We start from the raw sequence: 25,048 nt of genomic DNA on the forward strand, positions 1-25,048 counted from the left end.
TCGCCGAGTCGGGGTCCGGGCGATGAAGTCTTCGGTCCACTGGTCGATCCGGCTACCGCGGATCGGTGAGGAAGCCTTCGACGTCGGCGGCGAACTCGGCGTGGTGCTGGAACAGGAACCCGTGGGCCGAGTCGGGGTAGATCTTGAGCCGTGCCTGCGCGATCAGACCGGCGAGCAGGTGGGAGTAGCGGGGGAGGATCATCGGGTCGCTGTCGCCGTTGGCGACGAACACCGGTGCCTGGATCGCGGTCACCCGCTCCAGCAGCGAGAAGCCGGGGATGCCCCAGGCGCAGACCGCGTCGTACTGCGCCTGGCGCGTCTGCCACGTCGTGGGCGCGTCCAGCTCCTCCCGGGTGAACATCCGCCCCATGGCCTGCTCCCCGGCCGACCGGCTCTCCGGGGAGCGGGTGTAGAAGACGTCGAGCACCCGTCCGGGGTCGATCTCCGGCTCGCCCACCGCGTCGATGACCCATGTCGCCCACCCGTGCATACCGGGCGCGCCTTGCGGCGCTGCGGAGGCGAGTACCACGCGCCGTGCGAGCCCGGGCCGGATCAGTGCGATCTCCTGGGCCACGAACGAGCCCAGGGAGAAGCCGAGGAGGTCGACCCGGGCCAGTTCCAGGGCCTCGGTGAAGGCGATGGCGTCCAACGCCATCTGCGCGATCGTGCTGGGCGTGCTGCCGCTGGAGCGGCCGACGCCGGTGTTGTCGAAGGCGATGACGCGCCGGCTCCGGGCCAGGGAGTCGACCAAGGCCGGATCCCAGTTGTCGAGGTTGCCCCGGAAGTGCATGAGCAGCACCAGCGGCACACCGCCTTCGCCGACCTCGCGGTACGCGTACTCGATGCCGTTGGCGGCGGACACCGTCGTGATGGGCGCCCGGGCGTAGGACCGTGTCATGGGAGTTTCCCTTCAGGCCCGCCCAGCAGGGGTCGCGATCGACGCTCGGGCGGGCAGGAGATGGCCGTGGGCCACTGAACCCCACCAAGGTATAGCGGTCGCTTTACATACTGTCGACGCTACGCCGCCCGGGGTCGGATGTAAAGCGTTCGCTATACTTGTGGTATGGGGGCAACGACATCAATCAGCGGGGCGGCCCGCGGCGGGCGCGGTGCGCGTGAACGCATCCTGCGGGCGGCGGAGGAGCTCTTCTACGCACGCGGCATCCACGCCACCGGCGTGGCGGCGCTCATCAAGGCCGCGCACGTCTCGCCCCGCACCTTCTATGTGCACTTCCCGACCAAGAACGCGCTGGTGGAGGAGTATCTCCGCCGGTTCGAGTCGGAGAAGTCGATCGCTGCCGAAGCGGAGCTGGAGCGCGAAGACCTGCCCCCGGCTCAGCGGCTTCTGGCGATCTTCACCCCCGACGAGGGGGATCCGCCCGCCCTGATCCGCGGATGCCCTTTCCACAACGCCGTCGTCGAGGGCGCCGGAGAACTCCCGGAGGTCACCCGCCTCGCGCAGCGACACAAGCAGGCGTTCCGTGACCGCCTCGTGGCCACGGCAGCGGAGGCCGGAGCCGCCGACCCGGAGGCACTCGGCAGGCAACTCGCCGTGCTCTTCGAAGGCGCCAACGCGCTCGCCGCCTCCTGCAACGACGCGCAGGTGTTCACGGATGCCCGAGGGGCCGCGAAGGCGCTGTTGGAGCTTGCACTGGGCGCCGCGCCCGAAGGGTGAAGGCCCGACCGGAGAACAGCTGGGCACCTTCCAGGGCGACTTCCCCCCACCCTTCTCCCGCCTCTCGGTGATCAGCGCCGCCTTCAACCTCGACCGCGCGCTGGGCTGACATGGCATCACCACCGGGACGGCGGTGCCCGAAGTGTTGCTGCGGGCCGACGGCTGCGGGCAGCGGTGGCGTCGAGCGCGCTCGGTCGGCAAGCCGGCGCGTCCCCGAGCCGGAAAGGTCAGGAAGACCGAGATCTATTGACCAGCCGATCCGATAGCCGTGCTCTGGCCGAAGAAGGGGTCGTCCACCACGTGGGCCCAGCCGCCGTCCGGCCGGCGCCGGAGGATCTCCGTGGTCGTGGAGACGACCGGCTCGGGGCCGACACCGGTGAGGGTGGCGGTGTTCGACACCAGGGCGATGTCGTCCACCTGTCGGATATCGCGGAGTTCGAGCTTGAGGCGGGCGCCCGTGTCGATCAGCTCTTGCAGGCCCTTCCGGATGGGCGCGGTGCCTACCAGGTGGGTTCCAGGGGTGGGGACGAAGTGGGCGTTCGGCTCGTACAGCGACACCAGGCCCTCGATGTCGCCCGCCTCCAGGTATTCCGTGAACATGGCCCCCACCTGCTCGGGCGTCTCGGCGCGGCGCCGGGCCGCGGCGCCGACGGGCCGGTCGCCCCAGCCTGCCGCGGCGAGCAGTTCGTACCAGTCGGGATGGGCGCCATAGGGCAGATGGTGGCGGAGCAGGGCGCCCGGGAAGGTCATCGGGGACGCCTTGTGGGGCTTGGCCAGGGCCTGGGTGACGATTGCGTCGCTGAGCGCGTAGGCCAGGTCCATGCGGGGGAGCAGGGAGTGCACCTCGTCGGCGAGGCCGGGCGGCAGGTCCTCACGCCGGATGCCGAGGATGTCGGTGCCGATCCCGGCCTGTGCCAGTGCCACCTCTGTGCCCTTCCGCCCGGCGATGCCGTCCGAGGTGTGCAGGGCGATGGCGTCCCAGGCGATGGCGATGCGCCGTTCCTCGACGCCGCGTTCGCGGAGGAAGGCTGCCGCGGTGTCGGCGCCGTCGACTTCGAAGCGCTGGTCGCCGTTGCCCTCCTGGCTCACTCCGATGTCGTGCAGGACGCAGCTGAGGAACAGCAGTTCGTCGTCGTAGTCGGTACTGGCGTTCAAGCCCTGGTTCCGGGCGTGGGCTCGGGCGAAGACGTAGCTGCGCACGCTGTGATGGAAGACGAAGTCCGGCGTTGCCCTGGCCACGTAGGTGTAGGCGTCCCGGGTGAGGTCTGTGTCGGGGAGGCGGAGCTGCTCGAAGACGGGCAGGGGTGCGTCAGTGGTCATGGTGTGGCCCTTTCGTTCGGAATGTGCGACTTGAAGCGGTGTGGTGCGTGCTGCAGTCGGGTGGCGTTCAGCAGATCTGCGCGGCCGCTTGTTCGGCATGTCGATCGACGGCTCGCAGGTCGACGGTGCCGGCGTGACGGGCGTGGCCTGCGCCGGGTGGTGTCGCCGGATCACACCTCGCGGGTCCAGGCTGCTTCCTGGACTTCCCTGATGAGCTCCTCGGTCGCCGGGGGCCAGACGTTCCGGTACTTTCCCTGCTCGGCACCGATGATCTCGACCATCCTGTCGATCATGTCTTGCGGCTCGAACTGGTCGGCCAGGATGTCCGCGAAACGGGCCCGCACGTCCTCGGTCCGGTTGAAGTTGACCGCGTCGTCCAGCCAGCGGAAATCCGTGTCCGCGATGCGGTCGTTGAACCCGGTCAAGTACGCCCCGGGATTGACGGTCTGAACGGTGATGCCGGTCGGCGCGAGCTCGTCGCGCAGGGTCGCCGCGATCGCCTCGAGCGCGTGCTTGGCCACGCAGTAGGGCCCCAGGCCTCCGCCAGCGGCCCGCAGTGACCGATCGCGGCATTGCTGACGAAGGTGTCGAAGTCCCAGCCGGAGACAGCCGCGATGTCGAGGGCGTCCAGGACGTCGAGCTTGTCGACTGTGGCGCGGTCCTGAAGGCCGAGCTCCTCGATGTGCCCCCGCAGTTCGGTCACCTGCGACCAGATCTCCGTGGTGGCGATGACCTGGTGTCCGGCCCGGGCCAGGCCGATGACGGTGGGTGCAGCGTCCCAGGCCGGTGCCAGCGCCGGTGATCAGGATCTTCTTCATCGTGCTTCCCTTCCGAGCGCGATGCGGGCGACCTCGCCGTCCTCGACGGGCATGCCGACCGAGACGCCGATGGCCCCGATCGGAGTGCCGCTGTCGTCGTGCAGGGGGAGGCCGCCCGCGTAGGGGATCAGGCCGCCGTTGGTGTACTCGGTTGCGGGAGCCGGGCCGCCGGGCCTGCAGAACTCCCACAGGTTCTCGCTCGGGCCGTTGAACAGGACCGAGGTCTTCGCTTTGGCCAGAGCGATCTCGATCGAGCCGAGGATCGATCCGTCCATGCGGGCGAACGCGACCAGGTGTCCGCCGCCGTCGACGACCGCGATGTTCATCGCGACGCCGATCACCACCGCGTGGGTGCGGGCCTTCTCGATCACGGCCAGGGCCGCATCCAGCGTGATACTCATGGCGCTTTCCCCTGTCGGTGCCGGTGCGAGGCCGTGTTGCGCCTCTCGGGATCGCACGAACCCGCCCTCTGCCGTGCACCAGGGCAGGACGGTGCCTGGCAGCGGCAGGCGACGATTTTGTCCGTCATGAGGCGACGGTAGGCGTGATCCGGGTGAAGGAGTCATTGGCACCCATGCCATGTAGCGATAGGATCGTGCCATCGGGATGGGAGGTGAGATGTCCGACGGACAGCACCGCGTGGTCGTGGTGGCTCTGGAGAACGTCCTCGCACTTGACATCGGGATCCCGTTGCAGGTCTTCGGGAGCTGGCCGGATGGGCCCTACACGCTGACGGTGTGCACGGAACAGCCCGGGCTCGTCGCGATGCACGGCGGACCCGCGTTGGCGGTCGCCCGTGGACTGGACACCCTGGCCACAGCGGACACCGTGATAGTCCCGGGGTACTTGGAGCCCGAGGCACCCTCCGACGCGGTCAGCGCCGCGCTCGCGGAAGCGGCAGCTCGGGGCAGCCGCATGGTGTCCATCTGCCTGGGCGCGTTCGCCCTTGCCGCCGCCGGCCTGCTCGACGGCCGACGGGCCACCACACACTGGCAGTACGCAGCAACACTGGCGAAGCAGTACCCACAGGTGACAGTGCAGTCGGAGGCTCTGTACATCGACGAGGGCCACGTGCTGACCTCAGGCGGCGTCACCGCCGGCCTCGACCTGTGCCTGCACCTCATCCGCCGCGATCACGGCACCCGACTGGCAAACCAGCGAGCACGTCTGCTGGTCGCCGCCCCGCACCGCACGGGCGGTCAGGCCCAGTTCATGGACCTGCCGATGCCCCCCGACCCGGCTGACGGACCGGCGCCGGTGTACGAGTGGGCGCTACGCAACCTGCACCAGCCGCTCACCGTCGACCAGCTGGCGCACCAGGCCGGGATGTCGCGGCGCACCCTCATCCGCCGCTTTCACGCCGACACGGGCCGACCGCCCATGCGTTGGCTGCTTGACGCGAGGCTCGGCCGCGCACGGGAACTCCTGGAATCGAGCGACCTGACGGTGGAAGCGGTCGCACGGCGCTGCGGCCTGGGTACGTCGGCCAACTTCCGGACCCTGTTCAAAGCCCACGTCGGAGTACCGCCCCGCACGTACCGCGAGACGTTCAACGCGACCCCGCTGAGCAAGGCCTGATTTCCGACCGACCGCTGTCGTCAACCACTGTCCACACGCCCGCCTTCACGGACCATCGTCACGGATCCCGTTCCTGACTGTTCGCCGCAACCGTCCTGCACGATCCGGGTACCGGAAAGCTCGCGAAGGGCGAAGCCCGCTTCGAGGTGGAGGGCGCCGACCTGGCAGCAGCCCTGCTGCAGGAACATGGCATTCCCGCAACGGACATCGACCGCGTCCGGGAGGCTATCGCTCTGCCTACCTCCCCTGGCACTGCCGAGCGCCGAGGGCTGCTGAGTTAAATCACTCGCGAAGGTGTGCCGAGGGACTTTGGCGCCATGCAGATCTGGCTTCTGCATGGCAGGAGGAGATCCACGCCGCCTACGCCCGTCTCGACATGGTGCGTTCGCTGGTCGACGCCATCGTGGAACGAGCTGCTCGGTCAGACGCCGCGGCACCTCGCTACTCCATTGGCGGCGAACTTCTGCGCGAATCTGTGCGCGAACGTCAGACCGACGGTGTGACACGGATGGAGTTGGCGGCCGCCTCATCTCCTTGGGGAGAGTAACCACCCGGCCGGCCGGGGAGCCAAAGTTCGCGCCACCCCATCACGGCACAACGCGAGACACGGACGCCAGTTCTCACACACGGCCCGGGGCCCATGTTCGATCACACCAATACCCTGTACCGATGTTCCCCAAGGCCGGTGTACCGACCTGCGGGGGGTGTTCACCCGGTCGGTGTTTCGGCGATCCACTGGGCGAGCGAGAGCAGGGTGGTTTCGGCGCTGTTCGACATGTAGTCGCGCAGGGCGTCGAGATCGCTGCGGGTCGTGCCGAGCACAGGGTCGAGGCGCAGGAGTTGCCAGGACTGCTCGACGACGGTTCCCCGTCCCCGGGGGTGGCAGGTCCAGCTCCATTGCACGATGCCGGCCTTGGCGCCGCCGACCACGAAGGCGAAGGCGGCCCCGGGGTCGGCCCGTACGACCTGGGAGCGGGTGGTCCACTGCCTGCCGTCCTTGTGGTTGCGGCCGCTGAACCAGGCCCCGACCCGGGGCCCCGCGTCCTGGTCGAACGTGACGTCGCTCGCGTTGGGGCTCCAGCGCCCGATGGCGGACACGTCACTGACCAGGTCGTAGACCCGGGCGGGCGCGGCATCGACCCAGGCGCGCCGGGTGAAGGCGAAATCCGATGCGTCCAGGACCTCGAAGAGGTCGTGTTCGCTGGTGGTGGTGGTCAAGGCGTCCTCCTGGACGGGTGGCGGTGTCATGTCGGTGACGCCCACGTCATCACCGGTCCCGCCGGGGAGCCAGACCTGCTGGTGCCTATCCACGTCAGGGTCAGGCTGTGCGGTCTGGCCCGGCCCATACTCGGATGCATGAACGGAAAAGTGCGGCTCGGGGAGTTCCTGCAGACGCGGCGCTCCCAGCTGAGACCGGAGGATCTCGGGATACCCGGCTACGGGGAGCGGCGCCGGGTGCCGGGTCTGCGGCGCGAGGAGCTGGCGTCGCTGGCGGGTGTCAGCGTCTCCTACTACACCCGGCTGGAACAGGGGCAGTCCCTGAACGCCTCACCGCAGGTGCTGGACGCGATCGCCCGGGCCCTGCGGCTGGAGGAGGCCGAGCGCCTGCACCTGCACGACCTGGCCCGGTCGTCGGCCACGGGCCCTGGCCGAGTCCGCCGGCCCGCCCCGGAGCGGGTGACCCAGGCGACCGGCCAGCTGCTGGAGGCACTGGTCCACGTCCCGGCGATCGTGACCGGCCGCCGCGGTGACGTCCTGGCGTGGAACCGGCTGGGCCATGCGCTGTTCGCCGGGCACCTGGACCCGGACGCCCCGGACCGGCCGGCTGAGCGGCCCAACATGGCCCGGCTGGTGTTCCTCGACGCGCACACCCGTGACCTGTACGCCGACTGGCAGGCCAAGGCCAGGGCGGTGGTGGGGAATCTGCGCCTGGTGGCGGGCCGGCACCCGGACGACACCGCGCTCCACTCACTGGTGGGCGAACTGAGCGCGAGGAGTGCCGACTTCGCCTCGATGTGGGCCGACCACCGCGTCACGGCGTGCGCCGTCGCGACCTACGAGATGCGGCATCCGCTGGTCGGCCCGCTGACCGTCACCCAGCAGACCCTGAGTCCGGGCCCGAGCGAGGACCAGGGGCAGAGCATCGTGGTCGCCACCACCGAAGCCGACTCGCCCGCGCGCACCACGCTCGCCCTGCTCGCCCAGGTCGGTTCGCAGCACGACCCGGTGCGACCGGGAGTCCGGGCCGGTTCCGGTTCCGGTTGACCCGGCACACACCACCGGACGCCGGGGCGGCCATCCGCGAGCCCCCAAGCCAACCCCAACCCCAACCCCAACCCCTCAACCCAAATTCCGCGCGCCGGCGTACCGCTGCCGCATGCCCGAAAACAGTGAAGGAACCATGTTCAGGAACACGTTGTCCAAGACCGCCGCGGCAGCCGTCGTGCTGACCGCGGCATCGGTCGTCGCGGCCACCCCCGGCGTCGCGTCGGCCGTCTCCGCCCCGCTGAGCTGCGCGCGCATCGCCGCGCACTTCGACCTGGGCCGGCACCAGACGCCCGAGAACATCGCCCTGGCTCCCGACGGCAGCGCGTACGTCACCTTCGCCGCCGCCCGCCAGATCGCCCGCATCACACCCGGGGGATCCACCCGGATCCTGGCCACCCTGCCCGCGCCCGCCGACGGTGGCATCCACACCCCGGTCCTGGCATTCGCCCTGACCACCGGCATCGTCCGCGCGCACGACGGCACCCTGTACTTCCTGTACGCCACCGGCACCGCCGACCTGACCGGCCTGTGGCGCCTGCGCCCCGGCGGCGTACCGCAGCGCATCGCCGCGCTGCCCGCGGCCGGCCTGCCCAACGGCCTGGCCCTGGACCCGCGCACCCGGACCCTCTACGTCACCGACTCCGTCCTCGGCACCATCACGAGCGTGCCCACCACCGGCGGCACCCCACGCACCTGGTCCACCGCCCCCGAACTGTCCTCCACCGGATTCCTCGGCGCCAACGGGCTGAAGATCCGCGACGGGGCGCTGTGGGTCACCAACCTCGACCGGGGCACCGTCCTGCGCATACCCGTCCTGCGGGACGGTCGCGCCGGCCCGGTCCAGACCCGGGCCACCGGCCTGGCCGGGATCGACGACTTCGCCTTCACCGGCCACGGCGACCAGATCCTGGCCGCCCTCAACGGCCCCGGAGAGGTCGCCCTCGTCCAGCCCGACGGCACCCATTCCACCGTCCTGACCGCCGCCGACGGCCTGCAGAATCCCACCTCCATCGCCCTGCGAGGCGACACCGCCTACGTCCTGAGCGCCGCGTACGTCACGGCGAAGGACCCCAACCTCCTCCTGGCCCACCTGAACGACTAGGGCCTGTCTTTCGGATCATGCCGGGCCCGCGGCGTCTGGCACCGCACCTCGCTGCGTTCTCGTCGGTCGTCGATGCTCCGCATGGACTCCCTCCTCGGCCTTGCGATGCACGGCACCAGACGCCGCGGGCTGATCCGGCCTGATCCGAAAGACAGGCCCTAGGCCCTGTGCCGGCGATCTTCGCCAAAGCAGTCGTGGCCGCACTCGTGGTCGGGGCGGGGGTCGGCTTGGCGCAAGGCGGCGCCGACGCTGCGGCGAAAGCACCGTTCACCCGGTACATCGCGGACCGCAACGTACGCCCCGGAGAGCTCCCACGGATCGAGGGGGAGTGTCCGGTCCCCACGGCGGCGACCGGTGGGGGATTCAACACGGCCACCGATGGCGGAGTCGTCGTGCAGTCGTCCTTCCCCACTCTCAGCGGTTGGGGGTCTGGGTCAGGACCACCACCAATGTGTACAAGGGAGCGCAGGCGCAAGCCATTTGCTCCCTACCGTAACCGGCCCCGCGGCTGGTTGCATGGGCGGTTCGTGCACCGGTTCGCCCGGGCCGAGCCTCGGGAGTCGGCGCTGGCATGCATGCGCGGGCGATCGCTTCGCTGCCCCGGTAGAAGTGGAAGCGCCGCTCCCGCGGCCGGTGCCCACGGCCAGCGGATCCAACTCCGGAGCGGGACGCCACTGCCGGATGCCTGCTCGGCCTGATCACGGAGAACGTCACCCGCAGGTGAGCGCGGCCCTTGACCTCGGCCGTCAGACCTGTCGCCGCGCACGCACTCAACAGGGGTCGGCCTTGGGCGCTGACGTCGGATCAGTGGGTGGGCGGGGGTTCACGAAGGACCGGCCGCTGCGATGTTCCTGCTGGATTCGCAACGGGCTTCGCTGTCAGCTGACGCGACGGACAAGGCCGGGCTCTGCACACACCAGTGCTCAACGAAGTCCCGATCGTCGGCCGGGACGAACAGACCGACCCGTTCCTGGAGTCGCTCCGTGACCACACTCCCGCGGATCACGGGGCTGTGTGACGCCGACTGTCTCGCCACTCGTATGGCGCTGAGGTTCCGAACGAACGTCGCGGAGGTACAAGTGCGTGCCGTGTCGGTATTCCTAAGATTCGACGGCAGAAGGGAAACCCGGGCTGTTCTGGGACGGGTACACACCAAGGACAAGAAGCTCGTGAAACAAGAGAAGTCCAGCCGCATGGCCGTCGTAGCAGGTACCGGCGCCGACATGGGCATCCCCAACAGGGTGATCGGCGATGGCCGGACCGGGCGCGCACGGGCCCGTCGGATCAAGGTGATCGTTTGCCGGCGGGCCACCTCGGTGTCCGTCAGCACCAGCAGCGCGCGCGGCCTGCCTCCGGGCAGCCCTGTTCCACTGGAGCCCGCTCGCTGCTGATCGGCCGGTTCCACGCCTTCTGCGCGCCGAGCTCGGAGGCGGCCGAGCGCGGCACAGGGCCGACCTGAAGAGAACCATCCCAACTTTTCGGCCCCTTTTAGTACATGCAAGCAATCAGCTCTTTGATCGTCGAGGAGCTCTTTTCCTGAAACCCGGTGGCCGGACAGTGCTGCCGTGGGAAGCGGAGACATGATGGGCCAGAGTCCTTATGACTATGTCGTTGTGGGAGCGGGGACAGCGGGGTGCGTGATCGCCTCCCGGCTTTCGGAACGCCCCGGCGTGCGGGTGCTGTTGCTGGAGGCGGGAGCCCGGGACGCGACCGAGGCGATGGCATCTCCCTGGGGGTTCCTGGGGTTCGACCCGTCATCCCTGTGGCTGGGCGCCTCGACCGTGCAGGCCGGTACGGGCAGGGCCGCTGACGTGCTGCGCGGTAAGGCGCTCGGCGGATCGTCGAGCGTCAACGGCCTCTACCACCTGCGGGGGCACCGCTCCGGTTACGACGAATGGCCCGGACTCGGTGCTCCGGGCTGGGGTTTCGACGATCTGCTGCCCTATTTCCGCCGCAGCGAGAGCGCTCGCAGTCGTGATGCCTCCGTGCGGGGCACGGACGGGCCGGTCGTGGTCGCCCCGGTTCCGGAACCCCATCCCCTGGCCACGGCGGGCGTCGACGCCGCGGTACAGGCTGGGTTCACACGCGCCGATGACATCGGCGGCGGGCTGGAGACCGGGTTCGGGTGGAGTGACATGAATCTGCCCGGCGGCGCCCGCCAGAGCGCGGCCGACGCCTACATCCGTCCGTTCCTCGACCGGCCGAACCTGGACGTCGTCACGGACGCGACCGTGCAGCGGCTGCGCATCACCGCGGGCCGCTGCACCGGCGTCGAGTACACCCTTGGTGGCGAGCCCCTGTCCGTCGAGAGCGCCGAGGTCATGGTGACCGCGGGGGCCATCGGTTCCGCGCACCTCCTGATGCTGTCAGGGATCGGCCCGGCACGACACCTTGGCGAACACGGCATCGGCGTCGTCGCCGACCTGCCGGGAGTGGGATCCCATCTGCAGGACCATCCGATGGCGGGGGTGGTGTACGAGGCCAGCCGGCCCGTACCGTTCGTTCCTGCCAACCCGCCGGCCGAAATGATGGGCCTGCTGTACAGCGACCCCGCCGCGGCCCGGCCGGACCTTCAGGTCTACATCGTCGCCGCACCGCTCCCGTCGGCATGGGGCCGGCCGCCGGCCAGCGGCTACACCATCGCCTTCTCCGCGATGGCTCCGCACAGCAGCGGCACCGTGCGCCTGGCGGACGCCAATCCCGCCACCGCTCCCGTCGTCGACCCCGGCTACCTGAGCGACGACCGTGACCTGGATGTCATGCGCAAGGGCCTGGCAGTGGCACGGCGCATCGGGGAGGCCGACGCGTTCGCCGAATGGCGCAAGCAGGAAGCGGTGCCGGGCTCCGGGACGAGCGGCGAATCCGTGGAAGAGTTCATCCGCAAGGCTACCGGCCCCTACTTCCACTTCACCGGCACCTGCCGCATGGGAACCGACGCCGATGCCGTCGTCGACCCTGCAAACCTTCGCGTACATGGGATCGCCGGACTGAGGGTCGCCGATGCCTCGGTGATGCCGTCCATCCCCTCGGCCAACACCAACGCGACCGTCTACGCCATCGCCGAACGGGCTGCCGAACTGCTCGACTGAACCTTCTTCCGCGCCCACGGCGCTTCCACAACGCGCTTCTCTCTCCCCCCGCCGTGCGCCGAATGCGGCCCGGACTCCGGCTCATCGCGGGGGCGGTGACGTGCAGGCGCGCGGACGCCCCGGCCACCCTGCCCTCCTCCTCCAGCAGCGCGTCGAACACGGCGGGCACGTTCACATTCAATTGCATGCGAGTAATCCTTGCCGTTCTTCACATGCATTTGAAGTTAATGGTGGGGCTGTATACCTTCGAGACGAAAGCGCGGGAAGCAACGCGCAGTTCGGCCCCGACCGGCCTCATCACCCCCCTCAGACAGGAGCACCACCATGTCCGAAACGCTTCAGACCACCGACGTCGTCACCTCCGACGCCGACCTGCTCGACCGCACCGCGACCGCCGTGCGCGACGCCGGCGCGGCGCTGCGCGAGCGCTTCGGCGATGTGGTCCGCTACGAGACCCGCGAAGAGCTGATGCACGCGCTCGCCGTCAACGACAGCACGGCCCTCGACATCCTGCGCCCCCGTCTCACGAGCCTGCGCCCGGAGGCCAGTTGGGTGGAGGACGAGCTGGACGGCGGGGCGCTGCCGCCCGGCGAGTGGTGGGTCGTGGACCCGGCCGAAGGCAACGTCAACCACCTGCACGCGCTGCCGGAGTGGGCGGTGACCGCCACCCTCGTACGGGAGAACCAGCCGGTGCTCACCGTGGTCCACCTGCCGTTGACCGGCGAGACCTACACCGCGCTCACCGGCGCCGGCGCCCACCTCGACGGCCGGCCGCTGCACGTCTCCGGCACCGCGGACCTCGGCCTGAGCATCGTGGCCACCAGCCAGGCCCGGCCGGACGAGGACGAGAAGGTCGTACGGCGCGTCGGCTCCTCGATCACCGCGATGCTCTTCGACGCGCTCGTCGTCCGCACCGCCGTACCCGCGACCCTGCACCTGACGAACGTGGCCGCCGGCCGGATCGACGCCTTCTGGCAGTTCGCCGGCGCCCGAGCGGACCTGCTGCCGGGCGCGCTGCTCGTCACCGAGGCCGGCGGACGGATCTCCGACGCCGAGGGCCGCCCCTGGACCCCGCAGAGCGACAGCTTCCTGGCCGCCGCGCCCGGCGTCCATGCCGAGGCTGTTGCCACGCTCTCCCGCTGACCCCGCACCCCACAACCGCACCCACGCAAGGACCACATCACCATGACCACGATCGCAGTTCTCGGAAACGGCCGCGTCGGCGGCAACCTGGCCACAGCCCTCACCCGGGCCGGGCACGAGGTGACCGTCGCGGACCGCGCGCCGGGCGCCACCGCCGACGCTGCCCGGACGGCCCGGATCGTCATCAACGCCACCCCGGGCGCCGGCTCCCTGGAACGTCTCGCCGCCCTGCGCGAAGAGCTGCACGACAAGATCCTCATCGACGTCTCGAACGCCACCACCGACGGACCGGACGGACTGCCCGCCGACCTCGTCTACCCCGGCTCAAGCCTCGCCGAACAGCTCCAGGAAGCACTCCCCGAAACGCACGTCGTCAAGACACTCAACACCATGCTCTTCCCGGTGATGACCGCGCCGGCCACGCTCACCCAGCCGCCCACCGCCTTCCTCTCCGGCGAGGACCCGCAGGCCAAGCACACCGTCCGTGAACTGCTTGTCGACCTCGGCTGGCAAAAGGACTGGATCACCGATCTCGGCGGGATCCAGACCGCCCGCGCCACGGAGGCCGCGATACTGTTCGTCCCGCACGTCATCCGGTCCACCGGATTCACCCCCTTCGCGATCTCGATCGCCCGCTGACTGTCGAGCCGCGCAGGCTGCAGGTGACCGGAGCCGGCACCGGCACGGACGGGTTCCCGGTGGGACACGATCGCGGCAGGCATTGTCCGACCTGGTCGCGGAGTTGACGTCGGCATGAGGTCGTCATGCATGAACTCTCCTGAAAAGCAGAGTGCCGGCGTCCAGGCCGACGTCCCGGTGCGACAGGCTGATCTCGGCCGAGACGGCTTGGCAAGCACGATCGGCATGGCCCGCTGGCTGGAAGACGCCCGGATCCGGCTGCGGCTGCACCGCTTCGAACGCCTCCTCGGTGAAGGGGGGTTCGACCCGTTCCAGATACTGCTCGTCGGTCAACGGGTCAGCCGGCTCGCTCCGGCTGGACCGGTCGGTACCCGCGTGCAGGTGCACACTGGCATTCGGTGACGTCGACTCCAACCAGCATGTCAACTTCATCGCACTGGCCACCTGGACTCGATCGGGACGACTGTCGGGGGCTCGGTGCCGGATCTGCCGCCCTGGTCGTACCCGATCCAGTATCTCGGTGAGGTGACCTACCCGGGCACCTACGAGGTCGCGCTCACGGTCCGTTCCGTCGACACCGGGTCTGTGCACTACGAACTCGGTGTCTTCCGAGGCAGCACCTGCCCGGGCGTGGCCGACGCCATCGGCCCACACGGCGAACTGCGCTCCAGTCACTCGCCGTTGCGAGCACCGAGCGAACCGGCCACCGCGGCGCGTACTCAGGCGATCAGCTCATCTCCCCGCATCAGGCGCATCAGCTCTGCCTCTCGACCGCCGCAATGCGAGCCGTCCATAGGAAGATTGGCACGGTGTCCACATGAGTCATGGCGGCGTCCTGCGGACACGACCACCACAGGACGGCGTTGAAGCAATGAACGCGAGAGGGTCGGAGAGGGATGCACGGTACTGGAGCGGAGACCGACGGCGCGCGCGGGGTGTTCGCAGTGGACTCGACCGCCCCGGGCTCCGCGCCGCGGGGACTCGACGCTTTCCGGCGTGGGTGGGAGACGCAGGTCGGCGACGATGTCTTCCAACTGCCGGCCTTCAGCCCGGACACGATCGGTGACTTCCGGGTCAAGGGCAACGTGGCCAAGGTGCACGGCGCGGCGATCGCCGATCTTCACGCCGCGTCGGCAACCCGGACCGCGGACGTCCCGGGCGGCGATCAGGATCTGGTGGCCATGTACGTCGTGCGGCGCGGCGCATGGACTCTGGGCGGCCCGCCCGGCTATGGCGACCAGACCGTGTCGGCCGGGCAGTTCCTCGTCCGGCACCTCGGGCGCCTGACGGCCTTCGAGACGACGGCGCACCTCACGGCGAAGTTCCTCGTCCTGCCCCCCGGCGAGCTGAAACCCCTGCTCGGGACCCGGGTCATCACCGGGCCGGCGGACTCGGCCGAAATGCGCTTGGTGACGGCCCTTGCAGACATGATTCACACCACCGTGGCCGACCTCGGCCCGGCCGGTGTGGTAGCTGCCGAAGGTACCCTGATCGAGCTGACCAAGGCGGTGGCGAAGGGCCGGTTCGACGACGTGGAACCCCGGTTGGCTCCCGCGCTCACCCAGGCAGCCAAGGACCTCGCGGACCGTCGGCTCGCTGATCCCGAACTTTCCCCGGCGATGCTTGCGCGTGAACTCAACGTCTCCGTCCGTACGCTGCACCGGGCATTCGCCGCGGTGGGTGAGCAGGTGACCACCTACATCCGCCACCGGCGACTGCATGAGGCCCGGCTCGCCCTTGTCTCGCCGTCAGGGCGCCTGAGCATTTCGGAACTCGCCGCACACTGGCAGTTCGCGGACGGCAGCCACTTCACCCGAGCCTTCAAGAAGCACTACGGTCAGACTCCCACCGAGTACGCCCGCTCGACCGGAGCAACCTCGCTCTCGCCGAACCGGCACCCGCCGGGCCGCGGGCCAACCGATAGCGCGTGACCAGAGGTATGGCCGCAGTTCAGCGGATGCCGCCGCATTCGGGGAATGGCTGCAACAAAGGTTCTTCGTCTCCTGGTGGTACAGCAGTTGAACCCATGCCGACCAGCCTGTGGGCCCGCCCCGCCGCGGCTGCTCCGCCCGGGACGTCGACGTGTTCACGTCGGATTCACCTGCCCCCGGGATCCTGGGCTCCATGGCCCTCAGTAGACGAGCACTACTGGCACAGGCAGCCGCTTCGGCCACCGCCGTCGCCGCCCCCTCGCCCGCTGTCGGCGCGGGCGGGGGAGCCGCGCCGGCCACGACCACGACCCTGCGCGGCACGATCCCGCCCGGCGCACCGGACTTCGTGTACGTGCCGCTGGACGTCCCTTCCGGCGTGCGCGAGTTGCGCGTCTCCTACCGCTACGACAAGCCGCCCACCCCGCCGGGCACGCCGGGAAACGCCCTCGACATCGGCCTGTTCGACCAGCGGGGCACCGCGCTCGGCGGCCGCGGCTTCCGAGGCTGGTCCGGGGGTGCCCGAAGCGAGTTCTTCCTCCGTGCGGACGAAGCCACCCCCGGCTATCTGCCGGGACCGCTGGAACGCGGCCGCTGGCAGATAGCCCTCGGCCCCTACACCGTGGCACCGCAGGGCCTGCCCTACGAGATCACCGTCACGTTCGTCCACGGCGCACCGGCACCTGTCGTACCCGTGGCCTACCCGCCCCAGCGCATCCCGGGCCGGGGCCGGGCGTGGTATCGCGGGGACTGCCACGTCCACTCCGTGCACTCCGACGGCCGCCGCACCCCGACCGAGATCATCGCCCTCGCGCGCGCCGCGGGCCTGGACTTCGTCAACACGTCCGAGCACAACACCCACAGTTCCCACACCGCCTGGGCGGGCGCCGCCGACAGCGGGCTCCTCGTCCTGACCGGTGAGGAGGTCACCACACGGACCGGCCACGTCCTGGCCGTGGGCACGGACCCGGGCACCTTCATCGACTGGCGCTACCGGGCCCGTGACGGCCGCTTCGCGCGATTCGCCCGCGCCGTCCGGCAGGCGGGCGGCCTGGTCGTGCCCGCCCATCCGCACGCCACCTGCATCGGCTGCGCCTGGAAGTTCGGCCTCGGGGAGGCCGACGCCGTCGAAGTGTGGAACGGCCCCTGGACGGCTGACGACGAGGTGTCCCTGGCCTCCTGGGACGCCACCTTGTGCGGGGCGAACGGTGCCCGCCGGCTGCCCGCTCTGGCGCACAGCGACTACCACCGCGACCCGGACCGCATCGGGGGACCCCAGACCGTCGTCCTGGCCGACGACCTGTCCCGCGAGTCGATACTGGCGGGGCTGCGCGCCGGACGGGCCTACGCCGCCGAATCCTCGGCAGTCTCCGTGGACTTCACCGCGGTCACCCCGCGGGGGGCCCACGCGGGCATCGGGGAGGAGCTGGCCGTGGCCGGTCCAGGCGCGGAGGTCCTCGTACGGCTGTCGGTGACCGGCGCGGAGGGCTGCGAGCTGCGGCTGGTGACGGACCAGGGCCTGGCCCTCACAGTGCCCGCGGCGACGGCCCTCGAATGGCGCACGACACCCGCCCGCACCGCCTACGTCCGCGCAGAAGTCCGGCATCCACCCCAGGCGCCGCCCCTCCCCGGGCCGCCGGCCGCCCTCACCAACCCGATCTGGTTACGCCTTTGACGATCGCGGGAGCCCGCCTCCGGCTCCGGCACCATCCCCGCCGGGGCGCCGGCGAGGTCTCGTGTGGCGCAGTGCGTACTGCCTGGGAAAACTCTGCCGGAACGGCCCGGCGGACGACCCGGCCGCCGGGACCAACCCGCCTCCCCCCGCATGGGGGAGGCGCCGTCTCCCCAGGCCGCCGCCGAGGCGTGCACACAGGCGGCCCGGGCGGACGCCGTCACACGCGCTCACGGTGGTGGTCCCGGTCGGCCTGCAGCTGTGGTCCCGGCGCCTCGATGCCGGCGGGACGCTGGGCGGGACGGTCCGGCTGGTGCCGGTGGACCGGGTCGTCGCCGCAGCAGCTACCGGATCCCTCGCTGCGCCCCGGCTGCGCACCGCCGTCCACGGCAGCGTCGCGGAACTCGGTGCCCTGGCACGGCTGCTGCACCGGCCGGGCGACCGGTTCGCCGTCGCGTGCGGGACCGGCGGCTACGGCGCGGTCAAACCGTGCTGCAACGGTCACATCCGACGCCCTTCCATCCGTGCCGTCAGATACCCAGCAGAGCCCGGGCCGGCTCGCGTGTGTTGGTCGCGAGGGTATTGACGCCCCTAACTGTGGTGGCCCGCCACATACGTCTTCGACCTGCGCGTTCCTATGGTGTGGCGACACAACGATGTCCCCGCCCACCCCCGGAAGTGGTGTCCATGACCTCCCCCGCAACGGCCGCACCGGCCCCGTCCGGCATCCGGAGAATCGTCGCCGCCAGCCTCATCGGGACCACCATCGAGTGGTACGACTTCTTCCTCTACGGCTCGGCCGCCGCACTGGTCTTCAACGAGCTGTTCTTTCCCGGCAGCGAGCCCCTGGTCGGTACCCTCCTCGCCTTCCTGACCTATGCGATCGGCTTTGCGGCCCGCCCGCTGGGTGGGCTGGTCTTCGGCCACTACGGGGACAAGATCGGCCGCAAGCAGCTCCTCGTCCTCAGCCTGCTCCTCATGGGCGGAGCCACCTTCGCCATGGGCCTGCTGCCCACCCACGCGAGCATCGGCGTCGGCGCCCCGATCCTCCTCACCCTCCTGCGCCTGATCCAGGGGTTCGCGCTCGGCGGCGAGTGGGGCGGGGCGGTGCTGCTCGTCTCCGAGCACGGGGACGACAAGAGCCGCGGCTTCTGGGCTTCCTGGCCGCAGGCCGGCGCGCCCGGAGGCAATCTGCTGGCCACCGGGGTGCTCGCCGTCCTGGCCGCCGTACAGTCCGACGCGGCCTTCCTCGCCTGGGGCTGGAGGATCCCGTTCCTGCTCTCCGGGGTGCTGGTCATGATCGGCCTGTGGATCCGGATGTCCGTCTCGGAGTCCCCGGTCTTCCTGGAGGCGCAGGCCAGGGCCGCGGAGCGGGCCGCCGCCGGGGCCAAGGCCAAGCCGCCCGTGGCCGAGGTGTTCCGTACGAACTGGCGCGGGGTCCTGACCGCGATCGGCACCCGCCTCGGCGAGAACATCTCGTACTACGTCATCACCGCCTTCCTCCTCGTCTACGTCACCAGCCACCTCGGGCTGCCCAAGAGCGACGGCCTGAACGCCGTACTCGTCGGCTCCGCCGTCCACTTCGTGGCCATCCCGGCCTGGGGCGCCCTCTCCGACCGCATCGGGCGCCGCGCCGTCACCCTCTTCGGCTCGGTGGGCATGATCGGCTGGGCGTTCGCGTTCTTCGCGCTGCTGGACTCCAAGTCCTTCCCGGTGATCGCCGCGGCCGTGACCGTCGGACTGCTCCTGCACGGCGCGATGTACGGACCGCAGGCGGCCTTCATCTCCGAGATGTTCGACACCGAGGTCCGTTACTCCGGCGCCTCGATGGGGTCCCAGCTGGCCTCCATCATCGGCGGCGCGCTCGCACCGATCATCGCCGTGGCCCTGCTGCGCGACTACGACTCGTCCCTGCCCGTCTCCGTCTATCTCGCCACGGCGGCGGCGGTCACCACGCTGACCGTCCTGGTGGCCAAGGAGACCCGCGGGCGTAGCCTGGCCCGGGAACACACCCCGGCAGGCGCACCGGTCCCGGCCGCCCGTCGGGCCGGGCACGACCCGGTGCCTGCCGACAACTGACCTTCCGGGCCTTGCGGGCCTGCTGAGCGCGGGCGGCACCGGATCGAACGGTGCCGCCCCCGTCCGCGTCGAGCATCACGGAGAGCACCCGATGCCCACCACCCAAGACAGCGGGAGCACCGGCGCCGGCGCCGGCACCGGCGCCGGCGCGCTGCTGCGGCTGCGCACCCTCCTGGACCTGCTGGACCAGGGCGCACCCGCCGAGGCGTTCCAGGACGGTGAACTCCCCGACGCGGAAGCCGGTGCGGAGGCGGCCGCGGACGCGGCGGCGATCGTGGACGCGACCCGTGTCGCGCTCCGCATCCGCCGCACCCTCAGCCAGCACCGCCGCCGCGAGGCGGAGCTCGCCGCCCTCTTCGACACCGCCGGCGACCTCGCCCGGCTCAGGGAACCGGACGCCGTGCTGAAGGCGATCGTCCACCGGGCCAAGCTGCTCCTCGGTACGGACGTGACGTACCTGTCCCTCAACGACGAGGAGGCGGGCGACACCTACATGCGGGTGACCGACGGCTCGGTCTCCGCCGCCTTCCAGCGCGTGCGCCTCGGGATGGGGGAGGGGCTGGGCGGACTTGTCGCGAAGACGTCCCGCCCGTACTCCACCGGCGACTACCGCGACGACCAGCGCTTCAGACACACCACGACGATCGACAGCGCCGTCGCCGAGGAGGGCCTACGGGCCATCCTCGGCGTACCGCTGCGCCTGGGCACCGGGGTGATCGGCGTCCTCTACGCGGCCGACCGCACCGCCCGCACCTTCACGCCCGACGAGGTCGCCCTGCTGTCCTCCCTGGCCGACCACGCCGCCATCGCGATCGACGGCGCCCGCCTGCTGGACGAGACGCGCACCGCACTGGTCGACCTCAACGCGGCCTCGCGGACCATCGAGGCGCACAGCGAGGCCATGCGCCGGGCCGAGGACGCCCACGACCGGCTCACCGACCTGGTGCTGCGCGGCGGTGACGTCACCGACGTGGCCACCGCCATCGGCACCGTCCTGCAGGGCGGCACCCTCGTCCACGACGCCGAGGGGGCCGAGCTCGCCCGGGCGGGCACCGACCCGCGGCCCCCGTCCGCCGAGGCCGTCGCCGCCTCGCGAGCCGGCGGACGCGCCGTCTTCGTCCACGGAACCTGGGTGTGCGCGGTCCTCGCCGGGCAGGAACTGCTCGGCAGCATCGCCCTGACCGGCCGCTCCGACCTCGACGACGCCGACCGCCGCCTCTTCGAGCGCGCCAGCCTGGTCACCGCCCTGCTGCTGCTCCTGCGCCGTTCGGTCGCCGAGACCGAGGACCGGATACGGGGCGAACTGCTGGGCGACCTGCTCACCCGGGCCGGCGACCCGGCCGGACTGTCGGCGCGGGCCCGCCGGCTCGGTATGAACCTGGGCCAGCCGCACGCGGTGTTCGTCCTGCACACCGGGGCCGTGCCCCGGCCCCGGCTGCTGGCGGCCGCCGCCCGCATCGCCCAGGCCCGCAAGGGACTCGCCGGACTGCACCACGAGGATGTCGTCCTGGTCTGCCCCGCGGATGCACCCGCCTCCGGCCCCGCCGCCGCGAGTCTCGCGAACGAGCTGCGCCAGGTCCTCGCCGGTCCCGTCACCGTCGGAGCCGCCGGTCCGGTCACCGGTCCCGCGGAGTTCGCCGACGCCTGCGCCGAGGCCCGCCGCTGCCGGACCGCGCTGCGCGCCCTGGGCCGCGAAGGCACCGGCGCCGCCCTCCACGACCTGGGCTTCCTCGGCGTGCTGCTCGGCGACCAGACGGATCTGGGCGGTTACGTACGGCAGACCCTGGGCCCCGTGCTCGCGTACGACGCGAAGCGCGGCACCGACCTCATCCACACGCTGCGGTCCTACTTCGACACGGGCGCGAGCCAGTCCCGGGCCGCCGAGGCCCTCCACGTGCACGTCAACACCGTCGTGCAGCGCCTGGACCGCATCGGCAGCCTGCTCGGCCGTGACTGGCAGCGCCCGGAGCGGGCGCTGGAGCTCCAACTCGCGCTGCGCATCCATCAGGTGAACCGCCACGACGGCCCCGGCCCGGGCGACTTCGCGGCGTAGCCTGCGCGGACCCGGTTCAGCTGGCAGGGTGGACGGTATGTGCGGCCGTTACGCTTCCACCCGCAGTCCCGAGGACCTGTCCGGTCTCTTCCAGGCCACGCCCCCGGATCCGGGGCACGTGCTGGAGCCGAGCTGGAACGTCGCCCCCACCGATGCCGTGTGGGCGGTTCTGGAGCGCGCCGACCGGGAGAGCGGGGTACTGGAGCGGCAACTGCGCCCCTTGCGGTGGGGGCTGGTGCCCTCGTGGTCCAAGAGCCTGTCCGGCGAGGCGAAGATGATCAATGCGCGGGTGGAGACGGTGCACGAGAAGCCGGCCTACCGGCGCGCCTTCGCCAAGCGCAGGTGCCTGCTGCCCGCCGACGGGTTCTACGAGTGGGAGCCCGTGCCTGCCTCCGGTTCCGTGAAGGCCTACAAGCAGCCGTACTTCATCCGTCCCGAGGACGGTGACGTGATGGCGATGGCCGGGCTGTACGAGTTCTGGCGCGACCCCGCCGTCACCGCCGACGACGATCCGGCGGCGTGGTGGGCGACCTGCACCATCATCACCACCGAGGCCACCGACGCCGCCGGCCGGGTCCACCCCCGGATGCCGCTCGCGCTCGCCCCGGCGGACTACGAGGCCTGGCTCGACCCGTCCCACCAGGACCCGGACGCACTGCGCGCCCTGCTCGCCGCTCCCGCGGGCGGCCGGCTCGACGTCCGCGCCGTGTCGACCGCGGTCAACAGCGTGCGCAACAACGGGCCCGAACTCCTCGAAGCACCCCCCGCCCCGGGTCGCTGAGGACATCTCCCGCCCCGGGGCGGGAGAAGCAACTCCTGGAACCGGCTCCAGCCGTCGGCCGCAGGCCCGCGGCGGCGGGCCGCTGCCCGGCGAGGTAAAGAAATATTGACACCGTGTCCTGATTCCTTGACACTATCGATGTCGGGTTTTCTTTACATGGGAGTGGCAGTGGCAGTCGAGGAGAAACGCGCGTGGATCATGATCGTGGTGACGGTGGTGTCGTACGGGGCGTATCTGGCCGTCATTCTCGGGCGGTCCGGGAGCGGGCCCCTGACCCAGCAGCCCTACGCGGCCGCGCTGCTGTGGACGGTCGGCGCGGCGATCGTCGCCTCGATCGCGCTCCACATCACCGTGGCGCTGCTCTCGCCCGAGGAGGGCAAGGTCAAGGACCAGCGCGACCGGGAGATCCACCAGTTCGGTGAGCACATCGGCCAGTCGTTCGTCGCGATCGGCGCCGTGGCCGGGATGATCCTGGCGATGGCCGAGGCGGACCCGTTCTGGATCGCCAACGCGATCTACCTCGGATTCGTCCTGTCGGCGCTGCTCGCGTCGACCGCGAAGATCGCCTCGTACCGGCTGGGCTTCCACCCGTGGTGAGGCCCACCCGGGTCACCAACAGCATCCGGGCCCTGCGCTTCGCCAACGGCGAGATGACCCAGGCCGAGCTCGCCCGCCGGATCGGCGTGACCCGACAGACCGTCATCGCCATCGAGCAGGGCCGCTACTCGCCTTCCCTGGAGAAGGCGTTCGAGATCGCACGCGTGTTCGCCGTACCGCTCGACACCGTGTTCCAGTACACCTCCACCGAGGGAGACGACGCATGAAGGCCATAGTCCAGGACGTCTACGGACCGCCCGAGGTCCTGCGCATCGAAGAGATGGACCGGCCGGAGCCGGGCCGGGGCGAGGTCCTCGTACGGGTTCACGCGGCCGGCGTCGACCAGGGCGTCTGGCACCTCATGGCGGGCCTGCCCTACGCGGTCCGCGCCGTGTCGGGCCTGCGGACACCCAGGACGCGCGTCCGCGGCATGGACGTCGCGGGGGTGGTCGAAGCCGTCGGCCCCGAGGTCACCCGCTTCCGGCCGGGCGACGAGGTGTACGGCAACTGCTCCGGGTCGTTCGCCGAGTACGCCCGCGCCAAGGAGAACAGCCTCGCACCCAAGCCGGCCTCCCTCAGCTTCGAACAGGCCGCGACCGTGCCCGTCTCCGCGTGCACCGCCCTCGGCGCCGTACGGGACAGCGGAAAGGTCGAGGCCGGCCAGAGCGTCCTCGTCCTCGGCGCCTCGGGCGGCGTGGGCAGCTTCGCCGTACAGGTGGCCAAGGCCTACGGCGCCCACGTCACCGGAGTGTGCAGCACCACCAAGACCGACCTGGTCCGCTCCCTCGGCGCCGACGAGGTCCTCGACTACACGCGGCAGGACCCCGTCGACGGCAGCCGCCGCTACGACGCCATCCTGGACATCGCGGGCAACCGCCCCATCGCCCGGCTGCGCAACGCCCTCACCCCCCGCGGGACCCTCGTCATCGTCGGCGGGGAAGGCGGCGGCAACTGGATCGGCGGCAACGAGCGGCAGCTGGGCGCGATGATGCTGTCGCCCTTCGTCGGCCACCGGCTGCGCGCGCACGGAACCCTGGTGCGCCACCGCGACCTCGAAGCCCTCACCGAGCTCATCGAGGCCGGCAAGGTGACCCCCGCCGTCGACCGGACCTACCCGCTGGCCGAGGTACCCGACGCCATCCGCTACCTGCGGGACGGCCAGGTGCGCGGCAAGATCGCCATCCGGCTATGAGGCGTCCAGCCTGATGCGGGCGGCGACCGGCAGGTGATCGCTGCCGGTGGCGGGCAGCGTCCGGACCTCGGCGGCGGCCGCCCCGCGGGTCAGGATCTGGTCGATCCGGGCGACCGGGAGGGCCGCGGGCCAGCTGAGGGCGAGCCCCCGCCGAGGCGCGCTCAACCGGGAGGTCAGCGGGGCGAGCCCACGGTCGTCCACCGTGCTGTTGAGGTCACCCAGCAGGATCACCCGCTCCAGCTGCTCGGCGGCGACGGCCGCGCCCAGCAGCCGCGCGCTCTCGTCCCGCGGGCCGGAGCCGAAACCGCTCACCCGGAAGCGGACCGAGGGCAGGTGCGCCACGTACACCGCGATCTCGCCCCGGGGCGTGCGCACACCGCACCGCAGGCCACGGTTCCAGCCCTCCCCGATGCCCGTGGGCCGGATGTCCACACGGCGTACGTCGGTGAGCGGGTGTCTCGACCAGAGGCCGACCGTGCCCTCGACCGCGTGGTACGGGTACGCGGGCGCCAGCGCCGCCTCGTAGGCCGGCAGCGCGGAGGGCGTGAGCTCCTCCAGGGCGATGAGATCCGGCGCGGACCCGATCAGGGCGCGCGCGGTGCCCGTGGGGTCCGGATTCTCGTCACTCACATTGTGCTGGAGGGCCGTGATGTCGTGCGGGCCACGGTCCGCGGGCAGCAGCAGCCCGCCGAAGAGGCCCGCCCACGCGGCCGCGGGCAGCAGCGCGGCCACCAGCGCGGTGAACGAGCGGCGCACCAGGGCCGAGACGAGGAGGACCGGGACCGCGAGGCCCAGCCAGGGCAGGAAGGCCTCCAGCGCACTGCCGAGCCGGCCCGCCGCATTGGGGACGGCGGAGTGGAACACCAGGAGCGCGGCGCTCAGTACGGCGAGCGCCGCGGGAACACGCCCGCGCGTCCAGGGCGTACGGCCCCGGGCATCGGTGCCCCGGCGCCACCGGGCGGTGCGCCGCGCGCTGCTCCCCGCCACGTCCACCGCCACCGGAGCCCCACCTGTCTGCCTCGGACCGTCTTCCACCTCGGATACGACGCACGACCGGGCGGCCGGGTTCCCGTCACGGCGGGTGTGGAAGAGTGATCGTCCGGGGTCGCGGCCG

Annotated in this window: 25 protein-coding genes; 17 read left to right on the top strand and 8 right to left on the bottom strand. The window is 71.0% G+C overall.

The window, feature by feature from the left end; all coding sequences use genetic code 11:
• Nucleotides 1-52: 52 nt before the first annotated feature.
• Complete coding sequence (locus ACFY0D_RS04990) at nt 53-898, bottom strand: alpha/beta fold hydrolase (protein ID WP_390797012.1); 846 nt, start codon at nt 896-898, stop codon at nt 53-55.
• 165 nt (nt 899-1,063) lie between these two features.
• On the opposite strand from ACFY0D_RS04990, the gene ACFY0D_RS04995 reads away from it, so the two are divergent.
• Entirely contained in the window at nt 1,064-1,675 is a 612-nt protein-coding gene (locus ACFY0D_RS04995; protein ID WP_390797013.1) for a TetR/AcrR family transcriptional regulator, read from the top strand.
• Nucleotides 1,676-1,918: 243 nt separating this feature from the next.
• Here ACFY0D_RS04995 and ACFY0D_RS05000 read toward each other — a convergent pair whose 3' ends face one another.
• The 3 genes from ACFY0D_RS05000 to ACFY0D_RS05010 form a co-directional block, all read right to left on the bottom strand.
• Nucleotides 1,919-2,995, bottom strand: coding sequence for a nuclear transport factor 2 family protein (locus tag ACFY0D_RS05000; RefSeq protein ID WP_390797014.1), 1,077 nt, complete (start codon nt 2,993-2,995; stop codon nt 1,919-1,921).
• Between the two features lie 170 nt (nt 2,996-3,165).
• Nucleotides 3,166-3,813, bottom strand: a complete 648-nt coding sequence (locus ACFY0D_RS05005; RefSeq protein ID WP_390797015.1) for an SDR family NAD(P)-dependent oxidoreductase — start codon at nt 3,811-3,813, stop codon at nt 3,166-3,168.
• Complete coding sequence (locus ACFY0D_RS05010) at nt 3,810-4,214, bottom strand: heme-binding protein (RefSeq protein WP_390797016.1); 405 nt, start codon at nt 4,212-4,214, stop codon at nt 3,810-3,812. Before ACFY0D_RS05010 ends, ACFY0D_RS05005 begins: the two co-directional genes overlap by 4 nt.
• 217 nt (nt 4,215-4,431) lie before the next feature.
• On the opposite strand from ACFY0D_RS05010, the gene ACFY0D_RS05015 reads away from it, so the two are divergent.
• A complete protein-coding gene (locus ACFY0D_RS05015) occupies nt 4,432-5,391 on the top strand; it encodes a GlxA family transcriptional regulator (protein WP_390797017.1) in 960 nt (319 codons plus the stop codon).
• Nucleotides 5,392-5,411: 20 nt separating this feature from the next.
• Here the strand turns inward: ACFY0D_RS05015 and ACFY0D_RS05020 are convergent, their stop codons facing one another.
• Nucleotides 5,412-5,579 (bottom strand): hypothetical protein, encoded by a 168-nt coding sequence (locus ACFY0D_RS05020; protein WP_390797018.1) that lies wholly within the window; start codon nt 5,577-5,579, stop codon nt 5,412-5,414.
• A 520-nt stretch (nt 5,580-6,099) separates the two neighbouring features.
• Entirely contained in the window at nt 6,100-6,609 is a 510-nt protein-coding gene (locus tag ACFY0D_RS05025; RefSeq protein ID WP_390797019.1) for an SRPBCC family protein, read from the bottom strand.
• Between the two features lie 138 nt (nt 6,610-6,747).
• On the opposite strand from ACFY0D_RS05025, the gene ACFY0D_RS05030 reads away from it, so the two are divergent.
• From ACFY0D_RS05030 to ACFY0D_RS05070, 9 genes are all read left to right on the top strand, one after another.
• Complete coding sequence (locus ACFY0D_RS05030) at nt 6,748-7,656, top strand: helix-turn-helix domain-containing protein (RefSeq protein ID WP_390797020.1); 909 nt, start codon at nt 6,748-6,750, stop codon at nt 7,654-7,656.
• Nucleotides 7,657-7,792: 136 nt separating this feature from the next.
• Complete coding sequence (locus tag ACFY0D_RS05035; protein WP_390797021.1) at nt 7,793-8,761, top strand: hypothetical protein; 969 nt, start codon at nt 7,793-7,795, stop codon at nt 8,759-8,761.
• Between the two features lie 983 nt (nt 8,762-9,744).
• Nucleotides 9,745-10,152, top strand: a complete 408-nt coding sequence (locus tag ACFY0D_RS05040) for a hypothetical protein (protein ID WP_390797022.1) — start codon at nt 9,745-9,747, stop codon at nt 10,150-10,152.
• Between the two features lie 192 nt (nt 10,153-10,344).
• Nucleotides 10,345-11,850 (top strand): GMC family oxidoreductase, encoded by a 1,506-nt coding sequence (locus ACFY0D_RS05045; RefSeq protein WP_390797401.1) that lies wholly within the window; start codon nt 10,345-10,347, stop codon nt 11,848-11,850.
• 324 nt (nt 11,851-12,174) lie between these two features.
• Nucleotides 12,175-12,993: an inositol monophosphatase family protein gene (locus ACFY0D_RS05050; protein WP_390797023.1), complete on the top strand. Its 819-nt coding sequence runs from the start codon at nt 12,175-12,177 to the stop codon at nt 12,991-12,993.
• A 42-nt stretch (nt 12,994-13,035) separates the two neighbouring features.
• Entirely contained in the window at nt 13,036-13,632 is a 597-nt protein-coding gene (locus ACFY0D_RS05055) for an NADPH-dependent F420 reductase (RefSeq protein WP_390797024.1), read from the top strand.
• 129 nt (nt 13,633-13,761) lie between these two features.
• Complete coding sequence (locus tag ACFY0D_RS05060; RefSeq protein ID WP_390797025.1) at nt 13,762-14,034, top strand: hypothetical protein; 273 nt, start codon at nt 13,762-13,764, stop codon at nt 14,032-14,034.
• Nucleotides 14,035-14,576: 542 nt separating this feature from the next.
• Nucleotides 14,577-15,563 (top strand): helix-turn-helix domain-containing protein, encoded by a 987-nt coding sequence (locus ACFY0D_RS05065; RefSeq protein ID WP_390797026.1) that lies wholly within the window; start codon nt 14,577-14,579, stop codon nt 15,561-15,563.
• 193 nt (nt 15,564-15,756) lie between these two features.
• Entirely contained in the window at nt 15,757-17,235 is a 1,479-nt protein-coding gene (locus tag ACFY0D_RS05070; protein WP_390797027.1) for a CehA/McbA family metallohydrolase, read from the top strand.
• A gap of 217 nt (nt 17,236-17,452) precedes the next feature.
• Here the strand turns inward: ACFY0D_RS05070 and ACFY0D_RS05075 are convergent, their stop codons facing one another.
• Nucleotides 17,453-17,737: a hypothetical protein gene (locus tag ACFY0D_RS05075; protein ID WP_390797028.1), complete on the bottom strand. Its 285-nt coding sequence runs from the start codon at nt 17,735-17,737 to the stop codon at nt 17,453-17,455.
• 182 nt (nt 17,738-17,919) lie between these two features.
• Between ACFY0D_RS05075 and ACFY0D_RS05080 the strand changes: the two genes are divergently transcribed.
• From ACFY0D_RS05080 to ACFY0D_RS05105, 6 genes are all read left to right on the top strand, one after another.
• Nucleotides 17,920-19,311, top strand: coding sequence for an MFS transporter (locus ACFY0D_RS05080; RefSeq protein WP_390797029.1), 1,392 nt, complete (start codon nt 17,920-17,922; stop codon nt 19,309-19,311).
• Nucleotides 19,312-19,402: 91 nt separating this feature from the next.
• The gene (locus ACFY0D_RS05085) at nt 19,403-21,364 is read left to right on the top strand and encodes a helix-turn-helix domain-containing protein (RefSeq protein WP_390797030.1); all 1,962 of its coding nucleotides are present in this window, start codon (nt 19,403-19,405) and stop codon (nt 21,362-21,364) included.
• Nucleotides 21,365-21,401: 37 nt separating this feature from the next.
• Nucleotides 21,402-22,145 carry an SOS response-associated peptidase gene (locus tag ACFY0D_RS05090; protein WP_390797031.1) on the top strand — a complete coding sequence of 248 codons (744 nt, stop codon included), beginning with the start codon at nt 21,402-21,404 and terminating at the stop codon, nt 22,143-22,145.
• Between the two features lie 168 nt (nt 22,146-22,313).
• Nucleotides 22,314-22,742 (top strand): hypothetical protein, encoded by a 429-nt coding sequence (locus tag ACFY0D_RS05095; protein ID WP_390797032.1) that lies wholly within the window; start codon nt 22,314-22,316, stop codon nt 22,740-22,742.
• 23 nt (nt 22,743-22,765) lie between these two features.
• Nucleotides 22,766-22,969 carry a helix-turn-helix transcriptional regulator gene (locus ACFY0D_RS05100; protein WP_308431139.1) on the top strand — a complete coding sequence of 68 codons (204 nt, stop codon included), beginning with the start codon at nt 22,766-22,768 and terminating at the stop codon, nt 22,967-22,969.
• On the top strand, nt 22,966-23,934 hold the full coding sequence (locus ACFY0D_RS05105) for an NAD(P)-dependent alcohol dehydrogenase (protein ID WP_390797033.1): 969 nt from the start codon (nt 22,966-22,968) through the stop codon (nt 23,932-23,934). The genes ACFY0D_RS05100 and ACFY0D_RS05105 overlap by 4 nt, the downstream gene beginning before the upstream one ends.
• On the opposite strand, the gene ACFY0D_RS05110 is transcribed toward ACFY0D_RS05105, so the two are convergent.
• Nucleotides 23,929-24,816 carry an endonuclease/exonuclease/phosphatase family protein gene (locus ACFY0D_RS05110; protein WP_390797402.1) on the bottom strand — a complete coding sequence of 296 codons (888 nt, stop codon included), beginning with the start codon at nt 24,814-24,816 and terminating at the stop codon, nt 23,929-23,931. The genes ACFY0D_RS05105 and ACFY0D_RS05110 overlap by 6 nt on opposite strands.
• Nucleotides 24,817-25,048 lie beyond the last annotated feature (232 nt).

The organism is Streptomyces sp. NPDC001502 (genome assembly GCF_042894785.1).
GTDB classification, from domain to species: domain Bacteria; phylum Actinomycetota; class Actinomycetes; order Streptomycetales; family Streptomycetaceae; genus Streptomyces; species Streptomyces kutzneri.

Bases quoted from the DNA above. Each gene is read 5' to 3' on its own strand.
- ACFY0D_RS05035 (WP_390797021.1), top strand. From the start codon at position 7,793: ATGTTCAGGAACACGTTGTCCAAGACCGCCGCGGCAGCCGTCGTGCTG.
- ACFY0D_RS05005 (WP_390797015.1), bottom strand. From the start codon at position 3,813: ATGAAGAAGATCCTGATCACCGGCGCTGGCACCGGCCTGGGACGCTGC.
- ACFY0D_RS05055 (WP_390797024.1), top strand. From the start codon at position 13,036: ATGACCACGATCGCAGTTCTCGGAAACGGCCGCGTCGGCGGCAACCTG.
- ACFY0D_RS05000 (WP_390797014.1), bottom strand. From the start codon at position 2,995: ATGACCACTGACGCACCCCTGCCCGTCTTCGAGCAGCTCCGCCTCCCC.
- ACFY0D_RS05010 (WP_390797016.1), bottom strand. From the start codon at position 4,214: ATGAGTATCACGCTGGATGCGGCCCTGGCCGTGATCGAGAAGGCCCGC.
- ACFY0D_RS05080 (WP_390797029.1), top strand. From the start codon at position 17,920: ATGACCTCCCCCGCAACGGCCGCACCGGCCCCGTCCGGCATCCGGAGA.
- ACFY0D_RS04995 (WP_390797013.1), top strand. From the start codon at position 1,064: ATGGGGGCAACGACATCAATCAGCGGGGCGGCCCGCGGCGGGCGCGGT.
- ACFY0D_RS05050 (WP_390797023.1), top strand. From the start codon at position 12,175: ATGTCCGAAACGCTTCAGACCACCGACGTCGTCACCTCCGACGCCGAC.
- ACFY0D_RS05015 (WP_390797017.1), top strand. From the start codon at position 4,432: ATGTCCGACGGACAGCACCGCGTGGTCGTGGTGGCTCTGGAGAACGTC.
- ACFY0D_RS05030 (WP_390797020.1), top strand. From the start codon at position 6,748: ATGAACGGAAAAGTGCGGCTCGGGGAGTTCCTGCAGACGCGGCGCTCC.
- ACFY0D_RS05060 (WP_390797025.1), top strand. From the start codon at position 13,762: ATGAACTCTCCTGAAAAGCAGAGTGCCGGCGTCCAGGCCGACGTCCCG.
- ACFY0D_RS05045 (WP_390797401.1), top strand. From the start codon at position 10,345: ATGGGCCAGAGTCCTTATGACTATGTCGTTGTGGGAGCGGGGACAGCG.
- ACFY0D_RS05070 (WP_390797027.1), top strand. From the start codon at position 15,757: ATGGCCCTCAGTAGACGAGCACTACTGGCACAGGCAGCCGCTTCGGCC.
- ACFY0D_RS05105 (WP_390797033.1), top strand. From the start codon at position 22,966: ATGAAGGCCATAGTCCAGGACGTCTACGGACCGCCCGAGGTCCTGCGC.
- ACFY0D_RS05090 (WP_390797031.1), top strand. From the start codon at position 21,402: ATGTGCGGCCGTTACGCTTCCACCCGCAGTCCCGAGGACCTGTCCGGT.
- ACFY0D_RS05020 (WP_390797018.1), bottom strand. From the start codon at position 5,579: ATGTTCCTGCAGCAGGGCTGCTGCCAGGTCGGCGCCCTCCACCTCGAA.
- ACFY0D_RS04990 (WP_390797012.1), bottom strand. From the start codon at position 898: ATGACACGGTCCTACGCCCGGGCGCCCATCACGACGGTGTCCGCCGCC.
- ACFY0D_RS05085 (WP_390797030.1), top strand. From the start codon at position 19,403: ATGCCCACCACCCAAGACAGCGGGAGCACCGGCGCCGGCGCCGGCACC.